Genomic DNA, 16761 nt, shown 5'->3' with positions numbered 1-16761 from the left:
ATCATCGCGGCCACGCGTTAAGATCAAGAACTGTCCTTAACGCAATCGTGAGCGCGCGACCCCGATTCCCCTGACACCGATACAATCGCATCTCTGGACAGCGCGAGCGTGGGGTGGTTCTCTCCGCCGACTTCAGGAGGGTCTCATGGCATTCGGTACGAATATCCGCACTTATTTCGAGGGTAGCTGGCACGAGGGCGACATTCCCGTCATGCGCGCCGCTGATCACGGTCTGTGGCAAGGCAGTTCGATCTTTGACGGCGCGCGGCTGTTTGACGGACTGGTGCCCGATCTCGATCTGCATTGCGCGCGCGCCAACCGCTCGGCCGAGGCGCTGATGATCACGCCGACGATCGACCCTGCCGAGATGGTCGAGATCGCCCGCGAGGGCTTGCGCAAATACGCCAAGGACGCCGCCGTTTATGTGCGTCCAATGTATTGGGCGATTGCTGGCTCGGATCTGGGCGTTGCGCCGAAGCTGGGGGAAACGCGGTTTGCGCTGTGTCTGGAAGAGGTCGCGATGCCCGATCCGAACGCGGCAACCACGTTGACCACCACGCAATTCCGTCGCCCCGTGTTGGCCGACAACGTGTGCAACGCCAAGGCGGGCTGCCTCTATCCCAACAACGCGCGGATGCTGGTTGAGGCCCAGCGCAAAGGGTTCGGCAATGCTTTGGTGCAGGATTCCCACGGCAATGTCGCGGAAAGCGCCACGGCCAACGTCTTTATGGCGCGCGATGGCGAGCTTTTCACGCCGATTGCCAATGGCACGTTCCTTGCCGGGATCACTCGGGCGCGCCATATCAAGAACCTGCGCGCGGCGGGCTTCGCGGTGCATGAAGCGGTGCTGACGCTTGATGATTTCCACGCGGCTGATGAGGTCTTCCTGTCGGGCAATTTCGCCAAGGTCACGCCGGTTGCTGCCTTTGACGACACCCGCTATGAGATCGGCCCGCTGACGAAAGCGGCGCGTGAAGCCTATTGGGATTGGGCGCTTGGCGCACCGCTGTAAGCGCGGTTGCCAAAGCGACCCTCCCGCGCGATGATCGCGCCGCGAGCCCGGAGGAAAAATGCGTAAGTTTCTGGTCGTTCTTGACGATACCCGCGAATGCCTCAACGCGATGCGTTTTGCGGCGATGCGCGCGTCCCATACCGGGGGCGGTGTGCTGATTCTTTCGGTGATTCCCCCTGAGGAATACCAACATTGGATCGGCGTGGGCGAGATTATGCGCGAAGAGGCCCGCGAACGCATCGAGGCTCATTTCGAGGTCTTCGCAAAATGGATGCGTGACCGTCAGGGCGTAGACCCTGAACTGCTGGTCCGCGAAGGCGATCCCTGCGCGGAAATTCTTGACGTCATCAGTGAGCATCCTGAAATTGGGGTGCTTGTGTTGGGCGCGGGAACTGGCAAATCCGGCCCCGGCCCGTTGGTCACGCAGATGACAAAACAGGCCGGGTCGCTGCCCTGCCCGCTGACCGTGGTGCCCGGCGAGATGTCAAAAGAAAAGCTAGAGCAGATCACCTGAGTTGACCGCTCGAATACTTGATTGTTTCACTCGGAAGGCGCATATATGCCCCACGCCAAGGAGGCCAGTCATGTTCATCCAGACCGAAACGACCCCGAACCCCGCAACGCTGAAGTTCCTGCCCGGTCAAACCGTGCTGGAGGCAGGCACCGCTGATTTTCCCTCGGCTGAGGCCGCTGTGAAATCGCCGCTGGCTGCGCGTATCTTTGCCGTGCCCGGTGTGACAGGCGTGTTTTTCGGGTCCGATTTTGTAACCGTGACAAAGGCCGAAGACGCTACGTGGGATCACGCGAAACCCGCGATCCTTGGCGCGATCATGGAGCACTTCCAATCCGGCGCGCCGGTGATCGAGGGCGAGGCTGCGCCTTCGGGTCATGCAGACCATGACGGCGAGGACGGTGCCATCGTTGCCCAGATCAAAGAATTGCTGGACACGCGCGTGCGCCCGGCTGTGGCCCAAGATGGCGGCGATATCACCTTCCACGGGTTCGAACGCGGCGTGGTCTATCTGCATATGCAGGGTGCCTGCGCGGGTTGCCCGTCTTCGACGCTGACGTTGAAGATGGGGATTGAAAACCTGCTGCGTCACTACATTCCCGAAGTGACCGAGGTCCGCCCGGTCAATGCGTGAGCCGCTGATACTCGGCTTTGATACATCGGCCGCGCATTGCGCGGCCGCTTTGCTATGTGGCAAGCAATGTCTCGCCGCGCGCCAAGAAGAGATGACACGCGGCCAAGCTGAACGCTTGATGCCTCTGCTTGAAGACCTGCTTTCTGAAGCGGGCGCAAACTGGCGCGATCTTGCACGCATTGGCGTGGGCATCGGGCCGGGGAATTTCACCGGCGTGCGCATTGGGGTTTCAGCGGCACGTGGGCTGGCGCTGAGCCTGAAGATCCCCGCTATCGGTGTCTCCAGCCTAGAGGCCGCAGCCCATGCCAGCCAAGGCCCGGTGCTTGCCGCAATTGCCGCACCGCGCGCGCGCGGGTATTTTGAGGGCTACAGACTGGCGCGCCCGGTCGAATTACAACTTTGCGAAATCGCCGAGCTACCCGTCGACTGGGCGGAGCCGGGTCTCACCTGTATCGGTTCCGCCGCCGAGGACGCCGCCGCAGCCCTCGGCGCAACCGTCAGCCCCGCCGCTTTCCCGCCTGCCGAAGGCATCGCACGCATCGCCGCGCTGCGTGAGTTGATACCGGGCCTGCGCCCCGCGCCGCTATATTTGCAACCTGCCGACGCGGCACCACCCTCTGATCCGCCGCCGGTGATTTTGGACTGATGACACCCGCCGCACTTGCCCAACTGCACGCCGTTTGTTTCACAACGCCGCGCCCTTGGTCGCAGGCTGAGTTCGACACGCTCCTGCATGCGCGGGGCGTTTTCTTGCTCACCGAACCGGGCGGGTTTCTACTGGGTCGCGTGATTGCGGGTGAAGCCGAGCTGCTGACTCTTGCCGTGGACCCCAATCAACGCCGCGCCGGTATTGCACGCGCATTGGTGGCAGCCTTCCACGAAGAAGTGAAAACACATGAGGCGCAAACCGCGTTTCTGGAAGTGGCCGATGACAACATCGCCGCGCGCGCGCTCTATCTCGCGACAGGATGGATAGAATCGGGGCGGCGCAAAGCCTATTATAACTCCTCCGACGGCACCCGGCGCGACGCGATCATCATGGTTTTGCCCATTGACGGCGCTGAAGGCTGACCAATCAATCAAATTTGTAGCCCTCCCCTACGTCAGCACCATTTTGTCGCTTGACCCCCTTGGCAAGCTCTGCCCAAATTCAGGGGTACGCGGACCCATGCGAGGCCCGCCAACAGGCCTATGCGAAATGGCCATAATAACCGGGAGTGTTCGATGACCCTTTTCCAACAGTTTCTTGGCGCCGCAGCCACGCTTGCGCTGAGCGCAGGCGCCGCGCTTGCCGAACCTGCGATCATTTATGATCTGGGTGGCAAGTTCGACAAAAGCTTTAACGAGGCGGCCTATAACGGTGCCAAACGTTGGGCAGATGAGACCGGCGGCAAATACAAGGAACTGGAAATGCAGTCCGAAGCCCAGCGCGAACAGGCGCTGCGCAAGCTGGCTGAATCGGGTGCTAACCCGATCGTGATGACCGGTTTTGCCTTCGGTGACACGCTCAACCAGGTAGCGCCAGACTATCCCGACACCAAATTCGCGATCATCGATATGGTCGTCGATCAACCCAATGTCGAATCCATCGTCTTCAAAGAAGAGCAAGGTTCGTATCTTGTTGGCCTGATAGCTGGTATGGCCTCGAAAACCGGCACCGTGGGTTTTGTCGGCGGCATGGATATTCCGCTGATCCGCAAATTCGCCTGCGGCTATGTACAAGGCGTCAAGGCGGCCAACCCGGATGCGAAAGTGATCCAGAACATGACTGGCACGACTCCGGCGGCATGGAATGACCCGGTGAAGGGTGGCGAGATCGCCAAAGCCCAGATCAGCCAAGGCGCAGACGTGATTTATGCCGCCGCCGGTGGCACCGGGATCGGCGTGTTGCAAGCTGCCGCTGACGGAAAAATTCTGTCGATCGGTGTGGACAGCAACCAGAACTACCTGCACCCGGGGCAGGTTCTGACCTCGATGCTCAAGCGCGTAGACACCGCCGTCTACAATACCTTCAAGGAAGGTGCCGACATCAAGCCGGGCGTAAAGGAAATGGGCCTTGGCGATGACGGCGTGGCTATTGCACTCGACGACAACAACAAGGCACTGGTCACCCCGGAAATGCTTGCTGCAGTAGATCAGGCCAAGGCCGACATCGCCTCGGGTAAGATCCAAGTACATGATTACATGTCGGACGACAGCTGCCCGGTTAAGTGATGAGCGAGGCAGATAAAATCAACGCGGGGCGGCAGGCAACTGCCGCCCTTGGCGCTAAAGATACAGGCATGTCCGCAGAAGTGCCCGCGATTGAGCTGAAAGGCATCTCGAAAGCCTTTGGCACGGTGCAGGCCAACAAAGACATCGCGATCCGCGTTATGCCCGGCACGATCCACGGCATCATCGGTGAAAACGGCGCGGGAAAATCCACGCTGATGTCGATCCTTTACGGCTTTTACAAGGCTGACAAGGGCGAGATCTGGATTAAGGGCCAGCGCACGCAGATTCCCGATAGTCAGGCCGCGATCAGCGCCGGAATCGGCATGGTCTTTCAGCATTTCAAACTGGTGCAGAACTTTACCGTTCTGGAAAATATCATCCTTGGAGCCGAAGACGGCGCGCTATTGCGCCCTTCGCTGGCCAAGGCCCGCAAAGAGCTTAAACGGCTGGCCGAGGAATATGAGCTAAACGTCGATCCTGACGAAAAGATCGAAGATCTGTCCGTTGGCCACCAACAGCGCGTGGAAATCCTCAAGGCGCTCTATCGCCAAGCCGATATTCTGATTTTGGACGAGCCGACCGGCGTGCTGACACCGGACGAGGCCGACCACCTATTCCGCATCCTCGATTTCCTTCGTAAAGAAGGCAAGACGATCATCATGATCACCCATAAGCTGCGCGAAATCATGGAAATCACCGACACAGTTTCGGTGATGCGGCGCGGCGAGATGACCGCAACGGTGAAGACATCGGAAACCTCGCCCGAGCAACTTGCCGAGCTGATGGTGGGGCGTAAGGTCTTGCTCGACATTGAGAAAACCAAAGCCAAACCGGGCGAGACGGTGCTCGAAGTCGAGAATCTGCGCGTCATCGACGAAGACAAGGTTGAGCGGCTCAAGGGCATCATTCTGAACATCCGCGCGGGCGAGATTCTGGGCATTGCCGGCGTGGCTGGAAACGGTCAGTCCGAGTTGCTGAAAGTGCTGGGCGGCTTTGCCAACGGCACCGGCACGATCCGCATCAATGGCGACAAGATCGACCTGACGGGCAAGCATTCCGATGGCCAGTCGCGGCGTGCGCGCGGTATCGCACACGTCCCCGAGGACCGTCACCATCTGGGGCTGATCCTTGATTTCATGGCGTGGGAGAACATGATTTTCGGCTACCACTCTGACCCGGGCTATCAAAAGAACGCCCTTGTGATGGATAATGCCGGGATCATCGCACACACCGCCTCGGCGATGGAGCGTTTCGACGTCCGTCCGCCGATCCCGACCTTGCCGGCCAAAAGCTTTTCGGGCGGCAATCAGCAAAAGATCGTTCTAGCGCGCGAGATTGAGCGCGACCCAGTCCTGCTATTGGTCGGCCAGCCCACGCGCGGCGTCGATATCGGCGCGATCGAGTTCATCCACAAACGCATCCTCGAGCTGCGCGATCAAGGCGCGGCGATCTTGCTGGTCTCGGTCGAGCTGGATGAAATCTTCGCGCTGTCGGACAGGATCGCAGTGATGTTTGACGGCCAGATCATGGGCGAGCGCCTGCCCGAAGACACCGACGAAAAAGAGCTGGGACTGATGATGGCAGGGGTAGCGACGTAATGGAAAAGACCCCGAAATGGATCGACGTGGGGCTGATCCCGCTGCTCAACCTGCTAATTGCCTTCGTTATTTCCGGCATCGTCGTGCTGTTGATCGGCGAGAACCCGGTGCAGGCGATCAAGGTGATGGTGAATGGTGCTTTGGGCTCGCCCTATGGCTGGGGCTATACGCTGTTTTACGCGACCAACTTCATCTTTACCGGGCTGGCCGTGGCGGTCGCCTATCACGCCAGCCAGTTCAATATCGGCGGCGAGGGTCAAGCGACGCTTGGTGGTCTTGGCGTGGCGCTGGTTTGTCTGGCCTTCCCGTGGCCGCATTGGTCGATCGCACTGCTTGCGGCGATGATCGGGGGCGCGCTGTTTGGTGCGGCTTGGGCGGCGATCCCGGCCTATTTGCAAGCGAAACGCGGCAGCCATATCGTGATCACTACGATCATGTTCAACTTTATCGGCGCGTCGCTGCTCAATTACATGCTAGTCAACGTGCTGCGCCCGCGTGGCTCGATGGACCCAGCCACCGCGCGTTTCGCCAGTACCACATACCTACCGACCTTCCATGACATGCCCTTGATCGGCCAGTTCTTCGGCAAATCGGTACCAGCGAATATCTCTTTCTTCATCGCCGTGCTGGCGTGTTTTCTCGTCTGGGGACTGATCTGGCGTACCAAGCTGGGCTATGCGATCCGTGCCTTTGGGCGCTCGGAATCGGCGGCGCGTTACGCCGGTATCTCGCCGGTGAAAATCGTGATGGCGGCGATGCTGATCTCGGGGGCGCTGGCGGGTCTGATGGCGATCAACAACGTCATGGGGACGGGCCACCGCCTTGTGCTGAACTCGGTCGAGGGTGCGGGTTTCATCGGCATCGCGGTCGCGCTGATGGGGCGCAATCACCCGTTTGGCGTGTTTCTTGCCGCACTGCTGTTCGGCTTTCTCTATCAAGGCGGGGGCGAACTGGCACTGGAAACCACGATCCCGCGCGAGTTGATCACCGTGATTCAGGCGCTAGTGATCTTGTTCACGGGGGCCTTTGACAACATGCTGCGCGCGCCAATCGAAAGCTTTTTCGTCGCGCGCGCCAAAGCCCGAAAGGAGGCGTGAGCCATGGATTTCGCAACCATTATCGAGCTTCTCGATAGCGCCGTTCGCCTTGGCACGCCGCTGTTGCTAGCCTGTCTTGCGGGGCTGTTCTCCGAACGCGCCGGGATTTTCGACATTGGGCTTGAGGGCAAGATGTTGATGGCCGCGTTCTTTTCTGGCGCGGTCGCAGCGGTCACCGGATCGGCATGGCTTGGCCTTGTCGCAGGGATCGGCGGCGCGATGAGCCTGACGCTGGTGCACGGCCTTGCCTCGATCACCTTCCGCGGCAATCAGTTGATCTCAGGCGTGGCGGTGAACTTCCTCGCCTCGGGCTTTACCGTGCTAATCGCGCAAAGTTGGTTCCAGCAGGGCGGGCGCACACCGCAGCTCTCTGGAAATGCTAGGTTTGAACCAATCACCCTGCCCGGAGCCGACGCCGTTAAGGACGTGCCCGTTATCGGCCAGATTTATGCCAACCTGCTCTCAGGGCACACAATTTTGGTTTACGTCGCCTTTGCGATGGTCCCGCTGACGTGGTGGGTTTTGTTCCGCACCCGTTTTGGCCTGCGCCTGCGCGCGGTCGGCGAGAACCCGGAATCGGTGGACACGGCGGGCGTGTCGGTGATCCGGCTGCGCTATACGGCGGTGGCGATTACCGGCGTGTTGTCGGGTCTTGCGGGCACCTATCTCGCGACCGGTTTGGCCGCCGGTTTCGTCAAAGAAATGACCGCCGGGCGGGGCTACATCGCACTCGCCGCGCTGATTTTCGCGAAATGGCGTCCAGTGCCGGCCCTTGGTGCAACGATGCTGTTTGGCCTGCTTGAGGCGATCTCGAACCGTTATCCCAATATCGATCTGGGCGTCGTGAACCTGCCGATCCAGTTCATGCAGGCCGTGCCTTATATCCTGACCGTTGTCATTCTTGCCGGCTTCATCGGCAAGGCCATCCCCCCCCGTGCCGGAGGCCAGCCCTATGTCAAAGAGCGCTGAACTTGCCAATCTGATCCGAGCCCGCGCGGGCGATGCGCCACCCACTTTGGGGCTGATCCTTGGTTCGGGTCTTGGCCATCTCGCCGAAGAGGTGGACGGCGTTGCCATTCCCTATGCCGACCTGCCGGGCTTTCCCCATGCGGGCGTGTCGGGTCACAAACCCAAGCTGGTGATAGGCGACCTTGAAGGCGTGCGCGTCGCGGTGTTTGGCGGGCGCGTGCATTACTATGAACATGGCAACCCCGCCGAGATGCGCCTGCCGCTGGAAATCTTGCGTGAACTGGGCTGCGAGCAGCTTTTGCTGACCAATGCAGCCGGGTCTTTGCGCGAAGATATCGGCCCCGGCGGGCTGATGATGCTAAGCGATCATATCAACTTCTCGGGGAACAACCCGTTGATCGGTGAACCCTCGGATGCGCGGTTTGTGCCGCTGACTGCAGCGCATGACCCCGACATTCGCGCAGGGCTGGCGCAAGCCGCGCAGGCCGAAGGGATCGAACTGCCCGAAGGCGTCTATTGCTGGTTCTCCGGCCCGTGCTTTGAAACGCCTGCCGAAATTCGCGCCGCCAAGGTGTTTGGCGCCGACGCTGTGGGCATGTCCACCGTGCCCGAGGTTATCCTTGCGCGTTTCCTAGGGCTGCGCGTGGCTGCGGTGTCGGTCATCACCAATATGGGTGCGGGCATGGCTGATGAACAAATCAGCCACGAACAGACCAAAGCCATCGCCCCGATGGGTGCGGCCAAGCTGGAACGCGTTTTGCGACGATATCTGCAACAGATGTGATCGCGCGCGCGGCGGGGGTTTGACTTGATCCCTAGCCACAGGCAAACAGGAACGACCCTTCCCCCGCAGGTGCCTTGAATGCAAATCTACCTGCCCATCGCCGAGATTTCGGTCAACATGTATACCCTGCTGGGCCTTGGCGGCGTCGTCGGGCTGTTGTCGGGTCTGTTTGGCGTGGGCGGCGGGTTTCTCATCACGCCGTTGCTATTCTTCATCGGCATCCCGCCTGCGGTGGCCGTGGCAACGGGGGCCAATCAGGTCGTAGCCTCTTCGGTGTCTGCCGTGCTGGCACAACTCAAGCGCAAAGCCGTCGACATTCCGATGGGGCTGGTGCTGCTGGTGGGCGGGATCCTTGGATCTGCAGGCGGAATCTGGGTCTTCAACCTACTCACACAGCTTGGCCAAATCGACCTTGCGGTGCAGCTTTGCTATGTGGTGTTCCTCGGCTCAATCGGCCTGCTGATGCTACAAGAGGCCGTGCGCACTATGCGTCGCCAGAAAAAGGGCGGCGGCGCGCGCAAGAAACGCAATCAACACACGTGGGCGCATAATCTGCCGTTCAAGTTCAAGTTCCGCGCCTCGGGGCTGTATATTTCGGTGATCCCGCCACTGATCGTGGGCGTCGTAGTGGGCATCCTTGCCGCAATCATGGGCGTGGGCGGCGGGTTCATCATGGTCCCGGCGATGATCTATCTGCTGAATATGCCGACCAAAGTGGTGATCGGAACCTCGCTGTTCCAGATCCTGTTCGTCTCGGCTTTTACCACGTTCATGCACGCAATCACCAACCAGACGGTCGATGTGATGCTGGCATTGCTGCTGATCGTAGGCGGCGTGGTGGGCGCACAGATCGGCTCGCGTTTGGGCGGTCGGCTCAAGGCGGAACAACTGCGTATTCTACTGGCGCTTCTGGTCATTCTGGTTGCGGCGAAACTGGGGGCAGATCTGGTCATTCGCCCGCATGACCTCTACTCAATCGCAGCGGGGAGCCACTGATGATGCGCGCCCTCACTCGCCCCTTGCGCCTTGCGCTCGTGCTGGCACTGGCGCCTGTATTCGCGCTGGCGCAAGAGGCCACAGCCCCAAAGGCCCAACGCCCGTCCGAGCAAATCGTCGCCGGTCTTAGCCGCGACAATATCGGCATCACAACCTCCTTTGACGGTTCCCAGATCCTGATTTACGGCGCGATCAAACGCGAAGCGCCTGAACCCGCAAATGACAACCTCGCTGTGATCGTCACGCTGGAAGGCCCGCTTGGCCCGATCACGATCCGGCGCAAGTCGCGCGAATTGGGGATCTGGGTGAACACCGCCTCGCTTGGCGTGGCCTCGGCGCCCAGCTATTATGCGGTGGCGACCTCCGGGCCACTTCAGGATATTCTCGATCCAAGGATCGATGTGCAGCAACGCATTTCGATCCCCCTCGCGATGCGCGCTTTTTCCGGGCCAGTTCAAGTGTCTGACACCAAACCCTTCACCGAGGCGATGATCCGTATTCGCGAACGTCAGGGGCTTTATAAACTTGAGACCGGCGGCGTGCGTCTGGTGGACAACACTCTGTTTCGCGCCGATTTCGAACTGCCCGCGAACCTGATCGAAGGGGCCTATAAAACCCGTATTTTCCTGCTGCGCGACGGCCAGTTGGTGGATCGCTATCAATCCGCCATCGAAGTGCGCAAAGTCGGGCTGGAGCGCTGGCTTTACGCACTTGCCCATCAGCACGCCGCGCTTTACGGGCTCCTAGCGCTCGCGCTTGCGGTGGTCGCGGGCTGGGCGGCGGCGGCGGTGTTCCGCTTCGTACGCTAACCGCGCCCGACAAAGGGCATCGCGCTTGCCATCACCGTCATATTGAGCACATTCGCCCCTTGTGGCAACGAGGCCATATGCAGCACGGCTTTGGCGACCTCTGCGACATCCATCATCGCTTCGGGCCGGATCGAACCATCAGCCTGCATCACGCCTTTTTCCATCTGCGCCGCCAGTTCCGTGCGCGTATTGCCGATATCAATTTGCCCCGCCGCGATTCCAAAGGGCCGCCCATCCAGCGCCAATTGCTTGGTCATGCCGTTGATCGCATGCTTGCTGACAGTATAGGCCATCGCGCGCGGGCGCGGCACCTGCCCCGAGATCGAGCCGTTGTTGATAATCCGCCCTCCTTGCGGGTCTTGCGTCCGCATCTGCGCAAATGCTGCACGGGCACATAGAAACATCCCCGTCAAATTGACCGCCATACAAGAGTTCCAATCCTCAAGCGCAATCTCGTCGGGCACCGCAGCTTTGGGAAACAGGCCCGCATTGTTGAACAGCACATCAACCCGGCCAAACCGCGCCACCACGCGCGCGAACGCCGATGCGACCTCTGCCGCGTCGGTGACATCGCAGGCCACAGCGAGACCGTCGCCCTTGGCCGCGACATCCTCAAGTGCCTCAAGCCGCCGCGCCAGACAGGCGACCTGCCAACCCTGCGCCAGCGCCATTTCTGCCACCGCGCGCCCGATCCCTGCGCTTGCGCCTGTCACCACCATCACACCCATCGCGCGCTCCCTTTTCATCTGGCCACAAATACTCTCGCCGAAGGCATCCAAGGCTAGCCGTCCTGCGTCTGCGCTTCCAGTTTCAGCGCCGCCCCGCCCTTTGGCAAATCCTCAATCGACAGCGGTGCCGAGGGCCGCGCGAGCCGCGCACGCACCACCCACAGCAAGCGGTTCTGCGCCCGCGTGATCGCGACATAAGCCAACCGCTTCCACAGCGGAATGCCCGCCTCGATACGCCCCGCACGGTAGGCGGCATAAATATCGGGGGCAAAAACCTGCACATCCTCCCACTGACTGCCCTGCGCCTTGTGTATCGTCACCGCCGCACCATGCAAAAACGCCGCCCCCATCCGCGCGGCATAGGGAATGAAGGGCTCTTCGGCATCGGGCATCTCAATCTTAATGATTGAGGCGGCCGACAGGCGCGGCTCTTCAGCCCCCATCACATGCAATCGAGAGAAACCGGGTTTGTTGCCCGGTCCAAGATAAACCACCTGTGCCCCCTTGATCAGCCCGCGCGCCTCCAGGTCGATGCGCTTCTTGCGGTGCTTTACCGGCAGCTCGATGCCGTCGCACACCAAAGGCTCGCCCGGCAGCAACATATCGGCAGGCGCAGAATGGGCGGCGCGGAACGCATGGATCAGCCGGATCCGCGTGGCATTGCGCCAGACCAGCACCGGCGAGCGCGCCATCAAATCGCTTTCCACCCGCTCGGCCCAAACCACACGATCATCCTTGGCAGCAGCCTCTTCGATTGCGCGCTCGAACGCCTCGAACGTTACGGTTTCATCGCCCAGCATATGTGCCAGATCGAGGATCGGATTGTCCTCGGCCTGACGGTGGATGCGGTGCAGCACATGCTTTTGCTCATCGGGCAGGCGTTCAAACACCATCTGCCCCGACTGGTTCACCGGAGCCAGTTGCGCGGGATCGCCAAACAGCACCAGCGTCGGGAAAATCTCTTTCAGATCATCAAGCTGGCGCTCATCAAGCATTGAGGCCTCATCGACAAATCCAATATCAAGCGGATCATCACGCCGCTTCCAGCCATTGATGAAATCCGACCCGCGCAACCCCGCCGCGGCCAACGCGCCGGGGATCGACTTGTGCATCTCGTAAAAGGCCCGCGCGCGTTCCAGCGACTCCTCGGTCAGGCCCTGAATGCTAAGCTGGCTGATATCGGGGCGGGTGCCCTGCCCCGCTAACCATTCCGCGATGCGTTCATATTCAGGATCGTAAACGGGAGTATATAAAATGCGGTGGATCGTCGTGGCGGGCACGCCGCGCGTGCGCAAAACGCTGGCCGCCTTGTTAGTAGGCGCAAGGATCGCAAGGGTGCGCCGCTCCTTGCGGCGTTTGCCCTCGAAATCGCCCGAGACCAGATCAACCCCCGCCGCCTCAAGCGCCTTATACATCTCGGCCAGCAACAGCGTCTTGCCCGAGCCCGCCTTGCCGATCACCGACAGCAAGCGATTGCCGCCTCCCTCGGGCTGCAAATGGCCTTCGAGAATATCAACACCTGCGGCCTGCAACGCCTCGGCCACGGCATCCCAGGCTTCGGCCTGATCATCGGAAAACTTGATCGCAGAGGAGGTCATGGCGCGACTTTATCCGCGCCCCGTGGCGGGCGGAAGGGCGAAAACTCCGATCATCGGAAGTGATGGTATATGGCGGTGCCTCCGGCGGGGATATTTATGTCAGGAGGAAGCCAGAACCCCTTCCTCTTGATCGAAATATCCCACGGGGGTCCGGGGGTGTGAAACCCCCGGCGATCTCAGGCTGCGGCCTCGCTCGGTGTGGCGAGCGCCACGATATCCATCATGATCCGGTTGAGTTCGAAATCCTTGGGCGTGTAAACACGCGCGACGCCAAAGCCACGCAGCCGGGCGGCGTCTTCATCTGGGATAATCCCGCCGACCACGACGGGCACATGATCCAACCCGGCGGCGCGCATACGATCCATCAGCTCTTCGATCAGCGGGATATGGCTGCCCGACAGGATCGACAGGCCGACCACATGCGCCTGATCCTCAATAGCCTTGGCAACGATCTGTTCCGGCGTCAGGCGGATGCCGTCATAGGTGATGTCCATGCCACAATCGCGGGCGCGGAAGGCGATCTGCTCGGCGCCGTTGGAATGCCCGTCAAGGCCGGGCTTGCCGACGAGGAATTTGAGGCGGCGACCCAGTTGCGTGCTGGCCGCATCCACGGCCTCGCGGATATCCTCAAGCCCCTCGGTCTGGTTTGAGGGGCTGCGCGACACGCCCGTCGGGCCGCGATATTCGCCATGAACCTTGCGCATGATGCCCGCCCATTCGCCAGTGGTCGCGCCGACTTTGGCCGCAGCAATCGAGGCGGGCATAATGTTCTCGCCCGCCTTGGCCGCATCGCGCAGCGCGCCCAGCGCCAGCTGCACCGCGCCCTCGTCGCGCTCGACGCGCCAAGCGTTCAGACGGTCGATCTGGTCCTGCTCCATCGCGGGGTCAACCACCATGATCCCGCCATCGCCCGCCGTCAGCGGCGAAGGCTCGCCCTGTTGCCAGCGGTTCACACCGACGACGATGGTTTCCTCGGCCTCGATCCGGTTGATCCGAGCGGCGTTACTGTCAACCAACCGGCCCTTCATATAATCGATCGCAGCAATCGCGCCGCCCATGGAATCAAGGGTGTCCAACTCGGCGCGCGCGCCATCTTTGAGTACCTCAACTTTGGCGGTGACGGCGGGGTTGCCCTCAAACAGATCACCAAATTCCAGCAAATCGGTTTCATAGGCCATGATTTGCTGCATCCGCAGCGACCACTGCTGATCCCACGGGCGCGGCAAGCCTAGCGCCTCGTTCCATGCGGGAAGTTGCACGGCGCGGGCGCGGGCATTCTTGCTGAGCGTCACGGCCAGCATCTCGATCAGGATGCGATAGACGTTGTTTTCGGGTTGCTGCTCGGTCAGGCCCAGCGAGTTCACCTGCACGCCATAGCGGAAGCGACGGAACTTGGCGTCCTCGATCCCGTAGCGGTCGCGCGTGATTTCATCCCACAGCTCGGTGAAGGCGCGCATTTTGCACATCTCGGTCACGAAACGGATGCCCGCATTCACGAAGAATGAAATCCGGCCAACCATTTCGGGGAAAGCCTCGGCAGGGACCTTCTTCTTGAGGTCATCCAGCACTGCAATTGCGGTGGCCAGCGCAAAGGCCAGCTCTTGTTCGGGCGTCGCGCCCGCCTCTTGCAGGTGATAGGAACACACGTTCATCGGGTTCCATTTCGGCAGATGCTCGCGCGTGTAGGCCGCGACATCGGTGATCATCGCAAGGCTGGGCTTGGGCGGGCAGATATAGGTGCCGCGCGAGAGGTATTCCTTGACCAAATCGTTTTGCACGGTGCCTTGCAGCGCGCTGACATCTGCGCCCTGTTCCTCGGCCACGGCGATATAGAGCGACAGCAACCAAGGCGCGGTTGCGTTGATCGTCATCGAGGTGTTCATTTTCTCAAGCGGGATATCGTCGAACAGCGCGCGCATATCGCCCAAATGGCAGACTGGCACGCCAACTTTGCCGACTTCGCCTTTGCTGAGAATGTGGTCGCTGTCATAGCCGGTCTGTGTCGGCAGATCGAAGGCGACCGACAGCCCAGTCTGCCCCTTGGACAGGTTGGAGCGATAGAGCTCGTTCGATTTTTTGGCCGTGGAATGGCCTGCATAGGTGCGAAACAGCCACGGCTTGTCCTTGGCGGGTTTGGCGTCTTGGGTCATGGCGGCCTCCATCAACTGGCGAATCTAGATTGCGCAATATTGTTGCGCGTTGACCCGTCATAGATTGAAGTTTGTGACCCTGTCAATTCGCCGCGCTGCGGCGCGAGGCGCATTGACGCTGCGGAGATGGGATTCGCCTTATATAGGAACGCGCGCGCTACGGCGCGCGAGCGGCGGAGACATAAAATTACAAAAACCTAACGTCAGGGATTGCAAAGTTGCGCGACGATGCGTATCCCTCTGGACGAACCCCGCCCGATTCTGCGGTGCGGCACGATTAGACAGGAGACGCCAATGGCCCTTGATCAAGATACCGGGATTGCACCCTACGACGCCCCCGAAAAGGACCTGTACGAGATCGGTGAAATGCCGCCGCTCGGCTATGTTCCCGCGAAAATGTATGCTTGGGCGATCCGTCAGGACCGTCACGGCGAGCCTGAGCAGAGCTTCCAGATCGAAGTCGTCGACACATGGGAAATCGACAGCCATGAGGTGCTGGTGCTCGTGATGGCCGCTGGCGTCAACTATAACGGCGTTTGGGCGGGTCTTGGCGTGCCGATTTCGCCCTTTGACGGCCACAAGCAACCCTATCACATTGCGGGCTCCGATGCGTCGGGCATCGTGTGGAAAGTCGGCGACAAGGTCACCCGCTGGAAAGTCGGCGACGAGGTCGTGATCCACTGCAACCAAGACGATGGCGACGATGAGGAGTGCAACGGCGGCGATCCGATGTTCTCGCCCAGCCAGCGGATCTGGGGCTATGAGACCAACGATGGCTCTTTCAGCCAGTTCACCCGTGTGCAGGCGCAGCAATTGCTGCCCCGCCCCAAGCATCTGACTTGGGAGGAAAGCGCGTGCTATACGCTGACGTTGGCAACCGCTTATCGGATGCTGTTTGGGCATGAACCCCATGACCTCAAGCCCGGCCAAAACGTGCTGGTTTGGGGCGCCTCGGGCGGTCTGGGCAGCTTTGCGATCCAGCTGATCAACGCGGCGGGCGCGAATGCGATCGGTGTGATTTCAGACGAGGACAAGCGCGAGTTCGTTATGTCGCTGGGCGCGAAGGGCGTGATCAACCGCAAGGACTTTAGCTGCTGGGGGCAACTGCCCACGGTCAACACACCCGAATATAACGCGTGGCTCAAAGAGGCGCGCAAATTCGGCAAGGCGATCTGGGAGATCACCGGCAAGGGCGTCAGCGTCGACATGGTGTTCGAGCATCCCGGCGAGGCGACCTTCCCGGTCAGCTCGCTGGTGGTGAAAAAGGGCGGCATGGTGGTGATTTGTGCTGGCACCTCGGGCTTCAACTGCACCTTCGACGTGCGCTACATGTGGATGCACCAAAAGCGCCTGCAAGGTAGCCACTTCGCACATCTCAAACAGGCGGCCTCGGCCAACCGGATGATGATGGAACGCCGCATCGACCCCTGCATGTCCGAGGTGTTCCCATGGGCGGATATTCCAAAAGCCCACACCAAGATGCTGCGCAATGAACACAAGCCCGGCAATATGGCGGTGCTGGTGCAAGCCCCCAAGACCGGCCTGCGCACATTCGAGGACGCGTTGGACGCTGGCCCCAAGCGCTAAGCGAGCCGACTTGAGACAAGAAAACCCGCGACCGAAAGGCGCGGGTTTTTCCATGGGCTTGGGGCGCCCTCTCC

General features: G+C 60.7%; 16 protein-coding genes. 13 read left to right on the top strand and 3 right to left on the bottom strand.

The annotated features are described in order from the left end of the window. Positions 1-145 precede the first annotated feature (145 nt). From ACN0SD_RS03000 to ACN0SD_RS02945, 12 genes are all read left to right on the top strand, one after another. Positions 146-1012 (top strand): branched-chain amino acid aminotransferase, encoded by an 867-nt coding sequence (locus ACN0SD_RS03000; RefSeq protein ID WP_417806724.1) that lies wholly within the window; start codon positions 146-148, stop codon positions 1010-1012. Between the two features lie 58 nt (positions 1013-1070). Beyond that, on the top strand, positions 1071-1526 hold the full coding sequence (locus tag ACN0SD_RS02995; RefSeq protein WP_417806723.1) for a universal stress protein: 456 nt from the start codon (positions 1071-1073) through the stop codon (positions 1524-1526). Positions 1527-1596: 70 nt separating this feature from the next. After that, a complete protein-coding gene (locus tag ACN0SD_RS02990) occupies positions 1597-2157 on the top strand; it encodes a NifU family protein (RefSeq protein WP_417806722.1) in 561 nt (186 codons plus the stop codon). Beyond that, positions 2150-2803 carry a tRNA (adenosine(37)-N6)-threonylcarbamoyltransferase complex dimerization subunit type 1 TsaB gene (gene tsaB / locus ACN0SD_RS02985; protein ID WP_417806721.1) on the top strand — a complete coding sequence of 218 codons (654 nt, stop codon included), beginning with the start codon at positions 2150-2152 and terminating at the stop codon, positions 2801-2803. The genes ACN0SD_RS02990 and tsaB overlap by 8 nt, the downstream gene beginning before the upstream one ends. Next, positions 2803-3228, top strand: coding sequence for a GNAT family N-acetyltransferase (locus ACN0SD_RS02980; RefSeq protein WP_417806720.1), 426 nt, complete (start codon positions 2803-2805; stop codon positions 3226-3228). The genes tsaB and ACN0SD_RS02980 overlap by 1 nt, the downstream gene beginning before the upstream one ends. Before the next feature lie 153 nt (positions 3229-3381). After that, on the top strand, positions 3382-4371 hold the full coding sequence (locus ACN0SD_RS02975; RefSeq protein WP_417806719.1) for a BMP family lipoprotein: 990 nt from the start codon (positions 3382-3384) through the stop codon (positions 4369-4371). Between the two features lie 68 nt (positions 4372-4439). Further along, positions 4440-5969, top strand: a complete 1530-nt coding sequence (locus ACN0SD_RS02970; RefSeq protein WP_417806763.1) for an ABC transporter ATP-binding protein — start codon at positions 4440-4442, stop codon at positions 5967-5969. Then, positions 5969-7066 carry an ABC transporter permease gene (locus ACN0SD_RS02965; protein ID WP_417806718.1) on the top strand — a complete coding sequence of 366 codons (1098 nt, stop codon included), beginning with the start codon at positions 5969-5971 and terminating at the stop codon, positions 7064-7066. Before ACN0SD_RS02970 ends, ACN0SD_RS02965 begins: the two co-directional genes overlap by 1 nt. Positions 7067-7069: 3 nt before the next feature. Further along, on the top strand, positions 7070-8035 hold the full coding sequence (locus ACN0SD_RS02960) for an ABC transporter permease (protein WP_417806717.1): 966 nt from the start codon (positions 7070-7072) through the stop codon (positions 8033-8035). Then, entirely contained in the window at positions 8019-8819 is an 801-nt protein-coding gene (locus ACN0SD_RS02955; protein ID WP_417806716.1) for a purine-nucleoside phosphorylase, read from the top strand. Before ACN0SD_RS02960 ends, ACN0SD_RS02955 begins: the two co-directional genes overlap by 17 nt. Positions 8820-8897: 78 nt before the next feature. Continuing rightward, entirely contained in the window at positions 8898-9815 is a 918-nt protein-coding gene (locus ACN0SD_RS02950) for a sulfite exporter TauE/SafE family protein (protein ID WP_417806715.1), read from the top strand. Then, complete coding sequence (locus ACN0SD_RS02945) at positions 9815-10624, top strand: TIGR02186 family protein (RefSeq protein WP_417806714.1); 810 nt, start codon at positions 9815-9817, stop codon at positions 10622-10624. The genes ACN0SD_RS02950 and ACN0SD_RS02945 overlap by 1 nt, the downstream gene beginning before the upstream one ends. Here ACN0SD_RS02945 and ACN0SD_RS02940 read toward each other — a convergent pair. The 3 genes from ACN0SD_RS02940 to ACN0SD_RS02930 all read right to left on the bottom strand — a co-directional run bounded on the left by ACN0SD_RS02940 (position 10621) and on the right by ACN0SD_RS02930 (position 15100). Beyond that, positions 10621-11352, bottom strand: coding sequence for an SDR family oxidoreductase (locus ACN0SD_RS02940; RefSeq protein ID WP_417806713.1), 732 nt, complete (start codon positions 11350-11352; stop codon positions 10621-10623). The genes ACN0SD_RS02945 and ACN0SD_RS02940 overlap by 4 nt on opposite strands. Before the next feature lie 53 nt (positions 11353-11405). Further along, complete coding sequence (locus ACN0SD_RS02935) at positions 11406-12950, bottom strand: ATP-dependent DNA helicase (RefSeq protein WP_417806712.1); 1545 nt, start codon at positions 12948-12950, stop codon at positions 11406-11408. Positions 12951-13126: 176 nt separating this feature from the next. Next, positions 13127-15100 (bottom strand): protein meaA, encoded by a 1974-nt coding sequence (locus ACN0SD_RS02930; protein ID WP_417806711.1) that lies wholly within the window; start codon positions 15098-15100, stop codon positions 13127-13129. Between the two features lie 294 nt (positions 15101-15394). Here ACN0SD_RS02930 and ccrA point away from each other — a divergent pair, with 294 nt between their 5' ends. Beyond that, entirely contained in the window at positions 15395-16687 is a 1293-nt protein-coding gene (ccrA, locus tag ACN0SD_RS02925) for a crotonyl-CoA carboxylase/reductase (protein ID WP_417806710.1), read from the top strand. Positions 16688-16761 lie beyond the last annotated feature (74 nt).

This window comes from Thioclava sp., assembly GCF_048263065.1.
Taxonomy (GTDB): domain Bacteria; phylum Pseudomonadota; class Alphaproteobacteria; order Rhodobacterales; family Rhodobacteraceae; genus Thioclava.
The sequence above is the reverse complement of the archived record's forward strand: the minus strand, read 5'-3'. Positions and strand labels throughout refer to the sequence as shown.